A 14,984-nucleotide genomic window follows, 5' to 3' on the forward strand; every position below is an offset into this window, starting at 1 on the left:
CCCAGGAGGAGGACCAGAAGTGACAGACACGACGAGCGGTTCCGCGCGCGGGTCGAAGTCCGGCAAGGCGACGAGGGCGGCCGGCAAGGCCCCCGAGGGCGGCCTGCGGATCGGGCGCATCCACACCACCCCTGGCGTGCACCCCTACGACGAGGTCAGCTGGGAGCGGCGCGACGTCGTCATGACCAACTGGCGGGACGGCTCGGTCAACTTCGAGCAGCGCGGCGTCGAGTTCCCCGACTTCTGGTCGGTCAACGCGGTCAACATCGTCACCTCCAAGTACTTCCGCGGCGCCGTCGGCAGCCCGCAGCGCGAGTGGAGCCTGAAGCAGATCATCGACCGGGTGGTGCTGACCTACCGCGCCGCCGGCGAGAAGAACGGCTACTTCGCCTCCCCGCAGGACGCCGAGATCTTCGAGCACGAGCTGACCCACGCCCTCCTCCACCAGGTGTTCAGCTTCAACTCGCCGGTCTGGTTCAACGTCGGCACCAAGCAGCCCCAGCAGGTCTCGGCCTGCTTCATCCTGGCCGTCGACGACTCCATGGAGTCGATCCTCGACTGGTACAAGGAAGAGGGCATGATCTTCAAGGGCGGCTCGGGCGCCGGCCTGAACCTCTCCCGGATCCGCTCCTCCAAGGAACTGCTCTCCTCCGGCGGCAACGCCTCCGGCCCGGTCTCCTTCATGCGCGGCGCCGACGCCTCGGCCGGCACCATCAAGTCCGGCGGCGCGACCCGCCGGGCGGCCAAGATGGTCGTCCTGGACGTGGACCACCCGGACGTCGAGGCCTTCATCGAGACCAAGGTGAAGGAGGAGGAGAAGATCCGCGCGCTGCGCGACGCGGGCTTCGACATGGACCTCGGCGGGGACGACATCACCTCCGTCCAGTACCAGAACGCCAACAACTCGGTCCGGGTGTCGGACGAGTTCATGACCGCGGTCGAGAACGGCACCGAGTTCGGCCTGCGGGCCCGGATGACCGGCGAGGTCATCGAGACCGTCGACGCCAAGAAGCTGTTCCGCAAGATGGCCGAGGCCGCCTGGGCCTGCGCCGACCCGGGCATCCAGTACGACTCGACCATCAACCACTGGCACACCTGCCCGGAGTCGGGCCGGATCAACGCGTCCAACCCCTGCTCCGAGTACATGCACCTGGACAACTCCAGCTGCAACCTCGCCTCGCTCAACCTGATGAAGTTCCTGAACGACGACGACACGTTCGACGCCGGGCGCTTCGCCAAGGTGGTCGAGCTGGTCATCACCGCGATGGACATCTCCATCTGCTTCGCCGACTTCCCGACCGAGAAGATCGGCGAGACCACCCGCGCCTACCGCCAGCTGGGCATCGGCTACGCCAACCTCGGCGCCCTGCTGATGGCCACCGGCCACGCCTACGACTCCGAGGGCGGCCGCGCCCTGGCCGGCGCGATCACCTCCCTGATGACCGGCACCGCCTACCGCCGCGGCGCCGAGCTGGCCGGCGTGGTCGGCCCGTACGAGGGCTACGCCCGCAACGCGGCCCCGCACCAGCGGGTGATGAAGCAGCACGCGGACGCCAACGCGGCGGCCGTCGCGGTCGACGACCTGGACGCCCCGGTCTGGGCCGCCGCCACCGAGACCTGGGCCGAGGTGCTCCGCCTCGGCGCGCGCAACGGCTTCCGCAACGCGCAGGCCTCGGTGCTCGCCCCGACCGGCACGATCGGCCTGATGATGGACTGCGACACCACCGGTGTCGAGCCCGACCTCGCCCTGGTCAAGTTCAAGAAGCTGGTCGGCGGCGGCTCGATGCAGATCGTCAACGGCACGGTGCCGCGGGCGCTGAAGCGCCTGGGCTACCAGGACGAGCAGATCGAGGCGGTGGTCGCCCACATCTCCGAGCACGGCAACGTGGTCGACGCCCCCGGCCTGAAGCCCGCGCACTACGAGGTCTTCGACTGCGCGATGGGTGAGCGGGTCATCTCCGCCATGGGCCACGTGCGGATGATGGCGGCGATCCAGCCGTGGATCTCCGGCGCGATCTCCAAGACGGTCAACATGCCCGAGGTGGCCACCGTCGAGGAGATCGAGGAGATCTACTTCGAGGCGTGGAAGCTCGGCGTCAAGGCGCTGGCCATCTACCGCGACAACTGCAAGGTCGGCCAGCCGCTCTCGGCGAAGACCAAGACCCCGGCGGCCGCGGTGGCCGAGGCCGCCCCGGCGGCCGAGAAGACCGTCGAGAAGGTCATCGAGTACCGCCCGGTCCGCCGCCGCCTGCCGAAGGGCCGGCCCGGCATCACCACCTCCTTCACGGTCGGTGGCGCCGAGGGCTACATGACCGCCAACTCCTACCCGGACGACGGCCTCGGCGAGGTCTTCCTGAAGATGTCCAAGCAGGGCTCGACCCTCGCGGGCATGATGGACGCCTTCTCCATCGCCGTCTCGGTGGGCCTGCAGTACGGCGTCCCGCTGGAGACCTACATCTCGAAGTTCACCAACATGCGCTTCGAGCCGGCCGGTCTGACCGACGACCCGGACGTGCGGATGGCCCAGTCGATCGTCGACTACATCTTCCGCCGCCTGGCGCTGGACTTCCTGCCGTTCGAGACCCGTTCCGCGCTCGGCATCCACTCCGTCGAGGAGCGCCAGCGCCACCTGGACACCGGCTCCTACGAGCCCGTCGAGGAGGACCTGGACGTCGAGGGCCTGGCCCAGTCGGCGCCGCTGGCCGCCGCGCCCGAGCCGGCCGCCGCGCAGCCGAAGGCGGTCACCCCGGCGACCGCGAAGGCGCACAACTCCATCGAACTGGCGGAGATCCAGCTGGGCCTGAGCGCCGATGCGCCGCTGTGCTTCTCCTGCGGGACGAAGATGCGGCGGGCCGGCAGCTGCTACCTCTGCGAGGGCTGCGGCTCGACCAGCGGCTGCAGCTGACACCGGCTGCCGCCGACATCGGCTGCCGCTGACAGGTCGGACCGTCCGGGCCGGACCGCCCGGTCCGCCCGGACGGGCTCCCGCGGGTGAGTGACCCGCAGCGTACGGGAGGGATCGGCTTCGGCCGGTCCCTCCCGTTCTGCTGTCCGGTGTCGCCGGCCCTGCCCGGCCGGCCCGTTCCGGCGGTCGCCGTGGTGGGGTGGGTGCATGATCGTGGAGACGCTCTGGGAGCGGGTACTTCATCAGTCGGGGGCGCACTCGGCGGTGGCGACGGGCGAGGGCCTGGTGGTGGTGCACGAGCGCCGGACCCGGCTGGCCGGTCTGGACGCAGGTGACGGATCCCTGCGCTGGGACGTCCCCGGGGGACCTGGCCGCGCGCGGTGGTGGTCGCGGACGGGCGGTGCCTGGTGCTGCCGCAGGCGCCGGACACCCTGGACTGCCGCGACCTGGCCGACGGAACGCTGGTGTGGAGCGCCGGGCCGCCCCGGCACACCGGTCACCTGGTGGTGGCGGACGGTGTGGTGGTGGTCGGCGGGTGGCGCGGCAGCACCCCGCTCGCCGCGTTCGACCTGGCGGACGGGCGGCCGCTGTGGCGCGGGGCGGAGCCCGTACGGACGGGGCACCCGCTGGCCTGGGGCGGCGGGGTGCTCTGCGGCTCGGGCCTCGAGGCGTGGCTGATCGACCCGCGCTCCGGCGCGGAGCTCGTCCGGTGGCGCCTGCCCGGCGCGGTGGACGGCGCGGCGGCCCACGGCGGGGCCGTGGTGGACGCGGAGTTGCAGCCGGTGTTCACGGTGCTCGACCCGGACCGCTGCGTGGTGCGGTGCGGTCCGCGGTCACTGGTACTGCTGCGGCGTTCGGCGGCGACGGCCGAGGCCTGGTTCTCGCACGACGCGGACCTGACGGCCCGGGCACCCGAGCTGCGCGGCCCGGTGCTGTGGCTCCGGGCGCGGCGGGCCGGGTGGGTGGCGGTGGATCCGGCCGACGGGCGGCGGCTGTGGACGGTGGACGGCGGCAGTCCCTCGGCGTGGGGTGTCGCCGAGGTCGGCGGAGGTTTCGTGGTGGCCGACGAGGGCGGGTCGCTGCTGAGGCTGGACGCCGGCGGCCGGCTGGTCGGGCGGCAGCCGGTGGACCGGAGGATCGCCGCGCTGCACGGCCTGGGCGGGGGCCGGGTGGCCGTCTCGGGAAAGGGGACGCTGAAGGGGCTGGCGCTCCGGTGAGCCACGGATACGGCCGGAATGTCAACGAGGGTTGACACGTCCGGGTTGTCAACCTACGTTGACATCATGAGCGAAACGAAGCAACTCGCGGAGGCCGCGGGCGGCAGCGACCCGGCCGTCGGGCTGCGGGCGGTGCGGGCCCTGCGGGAGCTGGCGGACCGGCTGGAAGAGCTCCAGGTGGGCAACGCCCGCGGCCGGGGCTGGTCCTGGCACGAGATCGCGGTCTGCCTGGGGGTCACCCGGCAGGCCGTGCACAAGAAGTACGCGCGCAAGCTGTCGGGAATCGGAGAGGACTGACCATGTTCGAGCGATTTTCGGAGGGCGCCCGCCAGGTCGTGACCCTGGCCCGGCTGGAGGCCGAGCGGATGGGACACCCGTACGTCGGGACCGAGCACCTGCTGCTCGGCGTGCTCGGCCGCCGGCCGGACCCGGCGGCGGCGGTCCTGGTCGACGCCGGGCTGGACCAGGAGACCGCCCGGCGGGCGGTGCTGCGGATGCTCGGCGGTTCCGGCGGCGAGGTCGACGGGCAGGCGCTGGCGGCGATCGGCATCGACCTCGCGGCGGTCCGGGAGGCGGTCGAGGCGAACTTCGGGGCGGGGGCGCTCGATCCGGCGCCCGGATCGTCCGCGAACCGGCGCCGGGGTGCGATCCGGTTCACGGACCGCGCGAAGAAGGCCCTCGCGCTGGCCCTGCAGGCGGCCGTCGGCCGGGGGAGCCGCCGGCTGGAGGCCGGTGACCTGCTGCTCGGCCTGTTGCGTGAAGGCGGTGGGCCGGCCGTGCGGGTGGTGCGTGACGCGGGTCTCGATCCGGCGGAGGTCGAGCGGGCGGTGGAGGTCGCTCTGGGGTGAATGGCTACTGTTCATGTGCAGTTGTACGGATGCGGAGGGTTCGGTTCGCACAACGGAACGTCAACTGGTCGGTTGAGTCCGTGTGCTGAATCGATATGATCTGATGACCGCGTGTACTGATCAACCGCCCGGGGCGTGCCCCTGCAGCGCACCCCGGGCGGTCGCGCGATGTCGATCGCCTGCCGCTGCCGCCTGCACCGAGGACCGGATAGATGAGAGATCGCACGCGCCCCGCCCGCGCGGCGTACCAAGGCCGGGACCTCGGCACCGCAGTCCGGGCGGGTCTCGCGATCCTGCTCGGCTCGGCCGCCGCGGCCGTCGCGATCGTCACCGCCCCGGCCGGGCACCGGGCGGCGGTCGCCGGCACCGCGGGCGGCGCCGTCCTCGCCTGGTGCGTACTGGTGGCGATCGCCGCCAGGCTCGCCGACCGCGCCCGCCGGGCCGAGGCCGAGCTCACCCTGGCCCGCCGGGAGCTGGCCGCGACCCAGGCCGAGGGCGCCCAGCTGCACACCGACGTCACCGCCGCCCACAACGTGGCGGCCGCCCTGCGCGCCGCGCTCGCCGAGGCCCAGGCCGGGACCGAGCACGACCGCGTCGAGCTGCACACCCTGCGCACCGCGCTCGCCGAGGCCGACGCCGAGGCCGGGACGCTGCGCGCCGCGGTCCGCACCGCCGAGCAGGAACGGGCCGATCTGCAGCACCTGGCCGACGAGACCCTGCCCGAGGTGATCGGCCGGCTGCGAGCCGGCGCCGCCGTCAACACCGTGCTGGCCGGCCGCCCGGCCACCGCGCACGACACCCTGCTGCGCACGGTCGCCGAGGAGATCGGCCGGGGCGAGCGCCAGCGCGCCGCCGCGCTCGCCGTCTGCGCCACCGCCGCCGGCCGGGTCCAGGCGCTCGCCACCTCGATGCACGCCGAGCTGCGCGAGATGCAGCACCGGCACGGCGACGACGTGCTCGGCGACCTGCTCGGGCTGGACCACTCGACCGCCCAGGTGGGCCGGATGGCCGACAGCATCGCGGTGCTCACCGGCGCCCGCTCGGGCCGCCGGTGGACCAAGCCGATCGCCGTGGAGTCGATCCTGCGCGGCGCGCTCGGCCGGATCGGCGCCTACCAGCGGGTCCGGCTGCACTCGGCCTCCACGGCCGCGGTGGCCGGGTTCGCGGCCGAGGGCGTGATGCACACGCTGGCCGAACTGCTCGACAACGCCGCCAACTTCTCGGCGCCCCCGGCCGAGGTGCACGTGTACGTCGAGGAGGTCCACTCGGGCCTGGTGATCACCGTCGAGGACGGCGGCCTCGGCCTCGGCGGCACCTGGCTGCGCCGGGCCGAACAGGCAGTCTCCGCCGAACCGCTGGACCTCACCGCGCTGTCCGCCGGGACCAGGCTGGGCCTGGCGGTGGTGGGCTCGCTGGCGCGCAAGCACGGCCTGTCGATCTCCTTCCGCCCGTCCGCCCGCGGCGGCACCGGCGTCGTGGTGCTGATCCCCGAACAGCTGGTCACCCACCCGAACCCGGCACTGGCCCAGGCGCTGGCGGCCGGCACCTCCCCGGACCGGCGCGCGGCCGACCGGCGCACCGCCCCGGAGCCGCACCGCCCGGAGCCCCGCCGCGCCGAACCCCTGCGTACCGAACCTCTGCGCGCCGAACCCGTGGGCGCCGAACCCGTGCGCGCCGGGACGCCGCTCCCCGACGGCGCCGAGGCCGGTACCCCGGCCGACGGCGCTCCGGGCGACGGCGGTCCGGCCGGACCCGGCGGCCTGCCCCAGCGCCGCCGCGGTTCGACCCTGACCGGCGCCACCACCGCCTCCCGCACCATCGCGCCGGCTCCGTCGGCGCAGCCCGTACGCCCCGGCGGCGCGGCCCTGTCCGCGGCCCGCTTCGGCGCCTTCCGGAAGGCCCTGCAGCAGGGGCCGGAAACCACCGACGCTCTCCCGAAGGACGATTCCTGATGAGCAGCACCGACCGTGATCTCGACTGGCTGTTGGAGAACCTGGTGAGCGGCACTCCGGGGGCGCGGCACGCCCTGGTGCTGTCGGCGGACGGCCTGAAGCTCTGTCACACCCTCGGACTGGGCACCGACCAGGCGGACCAGCTCGCCGCCATCGCCTCCGGGATGCAGAGCCTCGCGCACGGTGCCTCGATCGAGTTCGGCGACGGGTCGGGCGGGGTGCGGCAGTCGATGACCGAGTTCCACGGCGGCATCCTGTGCATCGTGGCGGCCGGCGAGGGCGCGCACCTCGCGGTGGTCACCGACGACGACGCCGACGTGGGCGTGGTCGGGCACAACATGCACGGGCTGATCGAGCAGATCGGGGCGTACCTGAGCGCCCCGCCGCGCGAGATCGAGGCCGGGGTGTGAACGCCCCCCGGAACCTGCCGGGCCGGGACGAGGACCCCGACCGGCTCTACACCGTGACCAAAGGGCGCAGCCGCCCGCCGGAGCACGCCTTCGACCTGGTCACGCTCATCGTCACGGAGCGGGAGGCGGCGCCGGGCATGCAGTCCGAGCACGCCAGGATCCTGCGGCTGTGCGCGACCCCGACCGCCGTGGTCGAGGTCGCGGCCGAGCTCGACCTGCCGGTCAGCGTGGTGAAGATCCTGCTCGGCGACCTGCTGGAGGCCGGCACCATCACGGCCCGCCACCCCAGGTTCGCGCCGAACAAGGCCCGCCTGCCCGATCTCGACATGCTGAAGCAGGTGCTCCATGGTCTCCAACAGCTCTGACACCGCGGTGCTCGCCGACCGGGTGCCGCTGCGCAGCACCGCGGAGAACGCGCTCAAGATCGTGGTGGTCGGGGGTTTCGGGGTCGGCAAGACCACCTTGGTGGGTGCGGTGAGCGAGATCCGCCCGCTGAACACCGAGGAGACCATGACCCGGGCGGGCGAGGGCATCGACGACCTGTCGGCGGTCCGCGACAAGCGGTCCACCACGGTCGCCTTCGACTTCGGCCGGATCACCCTCAACGACCAGCACGTGCTGTACCTGTTCGGCGCGCCGGGCCAGGAGCGGTTCTGGTTCCTGTGGGACCGGCTGTTCTCCGGGGCGCTGGGCGCGGTGGTGCTGGTCGACACCCGCCGGCTGGAGGAGTCCTGGTACGCCATCGACCGGCTGGAGCAGCACGGGACGCCGTTCGTGGTGGCCCGGAACAACTTCGACGGCCCGGCGCACACCCTGGCCGAGGTCCGGGCGGCGCTGGACCTGCCGGACCACGTCCCGCTGGTGGACTGCGACGCCCGTGACCGGGAGTCGAGCAAGCAGGTGCTGATCGAGTTGCTGCAGCACCTGCACCGGCTGGCCGAAGCCCAGAGAGCTGTTGTGGAGGAGACGCTGTGACCGAGCCCGCGACCACCCCGCCGCCCGGCTGCCCGGCCCACGCCGGCGCCGCCCCGCTGTACGGGCCGCGGTTCCAGACCGACCCTTCGCAGGTCTACCAGGAACTCCGCTCGACGCACGGTCCGGTGGCCCCGGTGGAGCTGGCCGGCGGCGTGCCGGCCTGGCTGGTGATCGGGTACCGCGAACTGCAGCTGGTGACCAGCCAGTCGAAGGTGTTCGGCCGGGACTCCGACCGCTGGCACCTGTGGCCGGAGATCCCCGCGGACTGGCCGCTGCGGCCGATGATGACCTCCGCCCCCTCGGTGATGTACGCGGAGGGTGCCGAGCACCAGCGCCGCCGGGCCGCGGTGGACGAGGCACTGGCGTCGGTGGACCCGTACGAGCTGAAGAAGTACTGCGAGGAGATCGCCGACCGGCTGATCGACGAGTTCGCCGGGCGCGGTGAGGCGGACCTGGTGGCCGAGTACGCGCACCAGGTGCCGCTGCTGGCGCTGTGCCGGATGTTCGGGCTCGGCGACGACCAGACGCCGCGGCTGATCCGGGCGCTGGTGGCGATGGTGGACGGCGGGCCCGGCGCCCAGGCCGGCGCGGTCGACCTGCTGGCGGTGATGCTGGAGCTGGTGCAGGAGCGGCGGGTGAACCCGGCCGCCGACATGACCTCGGTGCTGGTGGCGCACGAGTCCGGGCTGACCGACGACGAGATCATGCGGGACCTGCGGGTGCTGCTGATCGCGGGCCACCAGACCACGGCGTACTGGATCTCCAACGCGCTGCGGCTGATGCTCACCGACGACCGGTTCGCGGCCTCGCTGTCGGGCGGCCGGCGCTCGATCGGGCAGGCGCTCGGCGAGGCGCTCTGGGAGGACACCCCGACGCAGATCTTCGCGGGCCGCTGGGCGACCCGGGACACCCAGCTCGGCGGCCAGAAGATCGGCAAGGGCGACATGGTGCTGCTCGGGTTCGCGGGCGCCAACGCGGACCCGGCGGTGCGGCCCGACGGCGGCCGTCCGGCCGAGGGGAACCGGGCCTACCTGAGCTTCTCCTACGGCGACCACGGCTGCCCGCACGCGGCGGCCGAGGCGGCCGAGGTGATCGCGACCACGGCCATCGAGGTGCTCCTGGACCGGCTGCCGGACCTGCGGCTGGCGGTCGCGGAGAGCGCGCTGGTGTGGCGGCCGTCGGCCTGGGTGCGGGCGCTGGTCGCGCTGCCGGTGGCGTTCACGCCGGGCTACGTGGCGGACTGAACCGGCCCGCGTCCGAACCTGACCGGCCCCCGGCCGCGTTCGCCCCTGTGTCCGGCGCATGGTCCGCCCCATGCTCCGGTGCACGCGCGCCGTGGGTGCGCCCCGGCCGTCCGGTGCGGGCGCACCCGCAGGGCTGCCCTGCCCGAGGCCGACCGACCCGACCCGTGAGTGATGGAGAGTGAGCGGATGACCGCCCCGATCGTGATGGACCCGATCGTGATGGACCCGATGGCGAGCGACAACGTGGCGGAGGGCGCCCGGCTGCGCGCGGCCGGCGCGGTGGTGCCGGTCGAACTGCTCGGCGGGGTGCGCGGCTGGGCGGTCACCCGGCACGCGGAGGCCCGGGAGCTGCTGACCGACCACCGGCTGGTGAAGGACGCCGCGCACTGGGCGGCGTACCAGCGCGGCGAGGTGCCGAAGACCTGGCCGCTGATCGGCCTGGCGGTGCCCGGGCCGTCGATGGTCACCACGGACGGGGCCGCGCACCGGCGGCTGCGGGCGATCGTGGCGCAGGCCTTCACCCCGCGCCGGGTCGAGCTGATGCGGCCGAAGATCGAGGAGATCACCGCGAAGCTGCTGGACGACCTGGCGGCGGCCGGACCGGTGGTGGACCTGAAGACGGTCTTCGCCTTCCCGCTGCCGATGTCGGTGATCGGCTGGCTGCTCGGGGTGCCGGAGCGCGACCACGCCTACATTCGGGAGTTGTACGAGCGCTTCTTCAGCAGCACCACCAAGCCGGCGGACGTCCCGGCGACCATCGCCGCCCTGAACGCCTTCGTCGCCGACCTGGTGGCGGCCCGCCGGGCCGACCCGGGTGACGATCTGACCAGCGCCCTGCTGGTGGCCGACGTCGAGGGCGGCGCGCTGAGCGACGCGGAGGCCGCGGCCACCCTGCGGGTGATCATCGCGGCGGGCCACGAGACCACCGTCAACCTGATCAGCAACGCGGTCCGGGCCCTGCTCACCCACCCCGACCAGCTGGCCCTGGTGCGCTCGGGGCAGGTCGGGTGGGCGGCGGCGGTCGAGGAGTCGCTCCGCTGGACCCCGCCGACCAGCAACTTCCTGTTCCGCTTCGCCAGCGAGGACATCAAGGTGGCGGACACCGTGATCCCACAGGGCGAGCCGGTGCTGATCTCGTACAACGCGATCGGGCGGGACCCGGCGCAGCACGGGATCACGGCGGAGGTGTTCGACCTCACCCGCGACCCGATCCGGCACCTGTCCTTCGGCCACGGCCCGCACGTCTGCCCGGGCTCGCCGCTGGCCCGGCTGGAGGCCGGGATCGCGCTGCCGGCGCTGTTCGAGCGCTTCCCCGACCTCGCGCTCGCGGTCGGCGACGAGGAGCTGCGGCCGAGCCCGTCGATGGTGGTCAACAGCCTGCGGGAGCTGCCGGTCCGGCTCTGAGCCCGGCTCCGGGGCCGGTGGGGTCCGTTGTGAGTGCGGCCGGGTCCGGATCCCGGTCCGGTCGGCTCCGGCTGCGGTTTCGGTACGTGTACCGAGGGCCGGGCGCCTGCCCGGCCCCCGGTCCGCCGTGGTGCCGCAGCACAGCCGTGTTACGACTGAGGCACCGGCCGGTGAAGGTCGAACGCATGCCTTGGCCACGAATGACAGGTGGGTTAACGTCTAAAAGCCAGCGATCGCTGGGTAGACAATCTCCGGTTCAGCGCAGTGTTGTTCTGTCGTACTGCTGGCATGCCCATGCCCTGGCGAGGAGGACTCATTGACCGCCACTTCGACCGCGACCGAGGGATGCCGATGAACGGGACGCATCGGCGCCGCCTGCTTGCCGTACCGGCCGTGCTCGGCTTGGTACTTGCCGCAGCCTGCTCGAACAGCTCGGGCGGGTCCGCCAAGGGCGACGGGGCGGACGCCGCCCCGCTGACCGGCGACTGCGCGAAGTACCAGGCCTACGCCGGCCACTCCGGCACCAAGGTGACGATGTTCGCCTCGATCCGCAGCCCGGAGTCGGACTCGCTGGAGAAGTCCTGGTCCGAGTTCAGTTCCTGTACGGGCATCAAGATCGTCTATGAGGGCTCCCCGGACTTCGAGTCCCAGCTCCCGGTGCGGGTGGCCGGCGGGAACGCCCCGGACTTCGCCATCGTGCCGCAGCCCGGACTGCTCGCCCAGATGGTGAAGACCGGCAAGGTCGTGAAGCCACCGGCCCAGACCGTGGCCAACGAGGACAAGTGGAGCCCGGTCTGGAAGACCTACGGCTCGGTCAACGGCACCTTCTACGCCGCGCCGATGAGCGCCAACATGAAGTCGCTGGTCTGGTACTCGCCGAAGGCGTTCAAGCAGGCCGGCTACGAGGTCCCGAAGACCTGGGCCGACCTGATGTCGCTCAGCGACAAGATCGCCAAGGCCGGCGGGGGCAAGCCCTGGTGCGGCGGGATCGGTTCCGGCACCGCCACCGGCTGGCCCGCCACCGACTGGCTGGAGGAGGTCGTGCTCGGCACCCACGGCGGTGACGTCTACGACCAGTGGGTCAGCCACAAGGTCAAGTTCAGCGACCCGAAGATCACCGAGGCGATGCAGACGGTGGCCGGCTGGATGCAGAACCCGGCCTGGGTCAACGGCGGCATCGGCGACGTGAAGTCGATCGCCACGACCACCTTCCAGGACGCCGGGACCCCCATCCTGAGCAGCAAGTGCTGGATGCTCCAGCAGGCGTCGTTCTACCGCGCCCAGTGGCCGCAGGGCACCAGCATCGGGCCGGACGGCGACATCTTCGCCTTCCACCTCCCGGCCGTGAACCCGTCGGTCACCAACCCGGTCGAGGGCGGCGGCGAGTTCGTCACCGCCTTCTCCGACCGGCCCGAGGTGCAGGCGGTGCAGAACTACCTCTCCAGCGCCGACTGGGCGAGCAGCCGGGTCAAGGTCTCGCAGGGCTGGGTCTCCGCCAACCAGGGCGTGGACAAGAGCCTCTACACCGACCCGATCGACCGGCTCTCGGCCGACGCGCTGACCGACCCGGCGGCGACGTTCCGCTTCGACGGCTCCGACCTGATGCCCGCCGCCGTCGGTGCGGGGCAGGAGTGGAAGTCGCTCACCGCCTGGTTCGCCGAGGGACAGGCCATCCCGAAGGTGGCGGCCGACATCGACGCGGCCTGGCCGCAGTAGCCGGCCCCACCGGGCAGCGCGGGTCCACCCACCCGCGCTGCCCCCGCCCGGCTGTCCCCGCCGGGGTGTCCCACCCGCCCCGCCGCCCTCCCGCCCGGCGTCGTCCGTCGTCCGTCATTCGTCGTTCGTCGTCCCCGACCGTCCCGGTCTACCCGACCGCCCTGATCGTCCCGGTTGACCCCGACCTCATCCGGCCCGCCCGCCCGTGCGGGCCGTCACCCGTGGAAGGACCTCCGTATGCCGACGGCCTCGCTCGCCACCGCCCGGCTGGCCGAATCGGCATGGGCGGACGCGTCGGTCAAACTCCTCAACAGCACCGTCGCCATGGCCGGGTTCGTGGTCGCGCTGCTGGTGGTGTTCGGCCTGACGAGTCTGGTCCGCGGGCGGCTGTCCCGGCCGCTGACCATCCTGGTCCTGCTCGGGCCGGCCCTGCTGCTGCTCTTCGTCGGCCTGGTCGTGCCCCTGCTGCGGACCGTCTTCCTGAGCCTGCGCAACGACGACTCCACCCGCTTCCTCGGCGCCAAGAACTACGTCTGGGCGCTGACCACCGAGTCCGTCCAGCAGGTGCTGCAGAACACCCTGCTGTGGCTGGTGGTCGCACCGCTCGCGGCCACCGGGCTCGGCCTGCTGCTCGCGCTGCTGGTCGACCGGATGAAGGGCCAGGCGGTCTACAAGTCGCTGATCTTCATGCCGATGGCGGTCTCGCTGGTGGGCGCCGGGATCATCTGGAAGTTCGTCTACGAGGCCCGGGACGCCGCGCAGCCGCAGGTCGGGCTGCTCAGCCAGCTGGCGGTGAGCCTCGGCTGGGAACACCCGCCGAACTGGATCCTGTCGCAGCCGCTCAACAACTTCCTGCTGATGGTGGTGATGGTCTGGGTCCAGACCGGCTTCGCCATGGTGGTGCTCTCCGCGGCGATCAAGGCCATCCCGGACGAGATCACCGAGGCGGCTCGGCTGGACGGCGCCGGGGGAGTGCGGCTGTTCTGGTTCGTCACCGTCCCGATGATCCGCACCACGCTGGTGGTGGTGCTGACCACCGTCATGATCACCACACTGAAGGCCTTCGACATCGTCCGCACCATGACCGGCGGCAACTTCGGCACCCAGGTGCTGGCCAACGAGATGTACGAGCAGTCGTTCGTGCAGTACAACGTCGGCCGCGGCAGCGCGCTCGCGGTGATCCTCTTCGTGGCGGTGCTGCCGCTGGTGGCGTACAACATCGTCCAACTGCGCAAGGAGCGTGCGACCCGATGAGCGAGACCGCAGTTGGCCGCACCGCCCGCGCCCGGGGGGCGGGGGCGGCCGGGGTCCGGACCGCCCGCAAGTCGCTCGGCAGCCCGCTCGGCTCGCTGGTGGTGATCGTGGTGACGGTGCTGTGGACGATCCCCACCTTCGGCCTGCTGGCCACCTCGCTGCGGCCCAAGCAGGACGTGGCGAGCAGCGGCTGGTGGGAGGTGTTCGTCCATCCCGACCTGACCCTGTCCAACTACCACACGGTGCTCTTCGAGGGCGGCTTCAGCGTCAGCGGCGGCCTGATGCCGTACCTGGTGAACTCGCTGGCGATCAGCCTGCCGGCCACGCTCTTCCCGCTGGTGCTGGCGGCGATGGCGGCGTACGTGCTGGCCTGGGTGCGGTTCAAGGGGAGCGACACCGTCTTCTTCGTGATCTTCGCGCTGCAGGTGGTGCCGCTGCAGATGGCGCTGATCCCGCTGCTGCGGCTGTTCTCCGGAGGTGCTCACCTCGGCTCGCTCACCATCGTCCCGGCGGTGGACCTGAGCGGAACGTACGTGCCGGTCTGGCTCGCGCACACGATGTTCGCGCTGCCGCTCGCCACCTTCCTGCTGCACAACTTCATCTCCCAACTGCCGCGGGACCTGATGGAGGCGGCGGTGGTGGACGGCGCCTCGCACTTCAGGATCTTCACCTCGATCGTGCTGCCGCTGTGCACGCCAGCGCTCGCCTCCTTCGCGATCTTCCAGTTCCTGTGGGTCTGGAACGACCTGCTGGTGGCGCTCACCTTTGCCGGCGGCTCGGCGGACGTGGCGCCGATGACCGCCCGGCTGGCCCAGCTCTCGGGGTCGTTCGGCGGGCGCTGGGAGCTGCTGACCGCCGGGGCCTTCCTCTCGCTGATCGTCCCGCTGGCCGTCTTCTTCGCTCTGCAACGCTTCTTCGTGCGTGGTCTGTTGGCCGGTTCCGTCAAGGGCTGACCGGATTTCGGGTTGACCTGTCCCAGGAATGTGGTGATTCCAAGGACATGACCGCCTTCCAGCCGGTACACCGGTAGCGGCGATTCCGCCGCTGGTGTGGTAATCC

At 72.3% G+C, this 14,984-nt stretch carries 13 protein-coding genes; all 13 read left to right on the forward strand.

All coding sequences use genetic code 11. The annotated features are described in order from the left end of the window. Positions 1–19 precede the first annotated feature (19 nt). The 13 genes from AC2TEW_RS26810 to AC2TEW_RS26870 all read left to right on the forward strand — a co-directional run bounded on the left by AC2TEW_RS26810 (position 20) and on the right by AC2TEW_RS26870 (position 14,878). A complete protein-coding gene (locus AC2TEW_RS26810; RefSeq protein ID WP_484625927.1) occupies positions 20–2,905 on the forward strand; it encodes a vitamin B12-dependent ribonucleotide reductase in 2,886 nt (961 codons plus the stop codon). A gap of 380 nt (positions 2,906–3,285) precedes the next feature. Further along, positions 3,286–4,122, forward strand: a complete 837-nt coding sequence (locus AC2TEW_RS26815; RefSeq protein WP_484625928.1) for an outer membrane protein assembly factor BamB family protein — start codon at positions 3,286–3,288, stop codon at positions 4,120–4,122. A 66-nt stretch (positions 4,123–4,188) separates the two neighbouring features. Further along, positions 4,189–4,419 carry an RNA polymerase subunit sigma-70 gene (locus tag AC2TEW_RS26820; protein ID WP_484625929.1) on the forward strand — a complete coding sequence of 77 codons (231 nt, stop codon included), beginning with the start codon at positions 4,189–4,191 and terminating at the stop codon, positions 4,417–4,419. 2 nt (positions 4,420–4,421) lie between these two features. After that, positions 4,422–4,970, forward strand: a complete 549-nt coding sequence (locus tag AC2TEW_RS26825; RefSeq protein WP_484625930.1) for a Clp protease N-terminal domain-containing protein — start codon at positions 4,422–4,424, stop codon at positions 4,968–4,970. A 212-nt stretch (positions 4,971–5,182) separates the two neighbouring features. Then, complete coding sequence (locus AC2TEW_RS26830) at positions 5,183–6,922, forward strand: ATP-binding protein (protein WP_484625931.1); 1,740 nt, start codon at positions 5,183–5,185, stop codon at positions 6,920–6,922. Further along, on the forward strand, positions 6,922–7,332 hold the full coding sequence (locus AC2TEW_RS26835) for a roadblock/LC7 domain-containing protein (protein ID WP_033818680.1): 411 nt from the start codon (positions 6,922–6,924) through the stop codon (positions 7,330–7,332). Before AC2TEW_RS26830 ends, AC2TEW_RS26835 begins: the two co-directional genes overlap by 1 nt. Next, on the forward strand, positions 7,329–7,697 hold the full coding sequence (locus AC2TEW_RS26840; protein WP_484625932.1) for a DUF742 domain-containing protein: 369 nt from the start codon (positions 7,329–7,331) through the stop codon (positions 7,695–7,697). The genes AC2TEW_RS26835 and AC2TEW_RS26840 overlap by 4 nt, the downstream gene beginning before the upstream one ends. Further along, the gene (locus AC2TEW_RS26845; protein ID WP_484625933.1) at positions 7,678–8,307 is read left to right on the forward strand and encodes a GTP-binding protein; all 630 of its coding nucleotides are present in this window, start codon (positions 7,678–7,680) and stop codon (positions 8,305–8,307) included. Before AC2TEW_RS26840 ends, AC2TEW_RS26845 begins: the two co-directional genes overlap by 20 nt. Further along, positions 8,304–9,551: a cytochrome P450 gene (locus AC2TEW_RS26850; protein ID WP_484625934.1), complete on the forward strand. Its 1,248-nt coding sequence runs from the start codon at positions 8,304–8,306 to the stop codon at positions 9,549–9,551. Before AC2TEW_RS26845 ends, AC2TEW_RS26850 begins: the two co-directional genes overlap by 4 nt. A 186-nt stretch (positions 9,552–9,737) precedes the next feature. Next, on the forward strand, positions 9,738–10,955 hold the full coding sequence (locus tag AC2TEW_RS26855; protein ID WP_484625935.1) for a cytochrome P450 family protein: 1,218 nt from the start codon (positions 9,738–9,740) through the stop codon (positions 10,953–10,955). Between the two features lie 351 nt (positions 10,956–11,306). Next, on the forward strand, positions 11,307–12,671 hold the full coding sequence (locus AC2TEW_RS26860; protein ID WP_484625936.1) for an ABC transporter substrate-binding protein: 1,365 nt from the start codon (positions 11,307–11,309) through the stop codon (positions 12,669–12,671). 237 nt (positions 12,672–12,908) lie between these two features. Next, on the forward strand, positions 12,909–13,925 hold the full coding sequence (locus tag AC2TEW_RS26865) for a carbohydrate ABC transporter permease (protein WP_484625937.1): 1,017 nt from the start codon (positions 12,909–12,911) through the stop codon (positions 13,923–13,925). Further along, complete coding sequence (locus AC2TEW_RS26870; protein WP_484625938.1) at positions 13,922–14,878, forward strand: carbohydrate ABC transporter permease; 957 nt, start codon at positions 13,922–13,924, stop codon at positions 14,876–14,878. Before AC2TEW_RS26865 ends, AC2TEW_RS26870 begins: the two co-directional genes overlap by 4 nt. Positions 14,879–14,984: the final 106 nt, after the last annotated feature.

The sequence above is a fragment of the Kitasatospora sp. NEAU-CNBT7 genome (genome assembly GCF_057220535.1).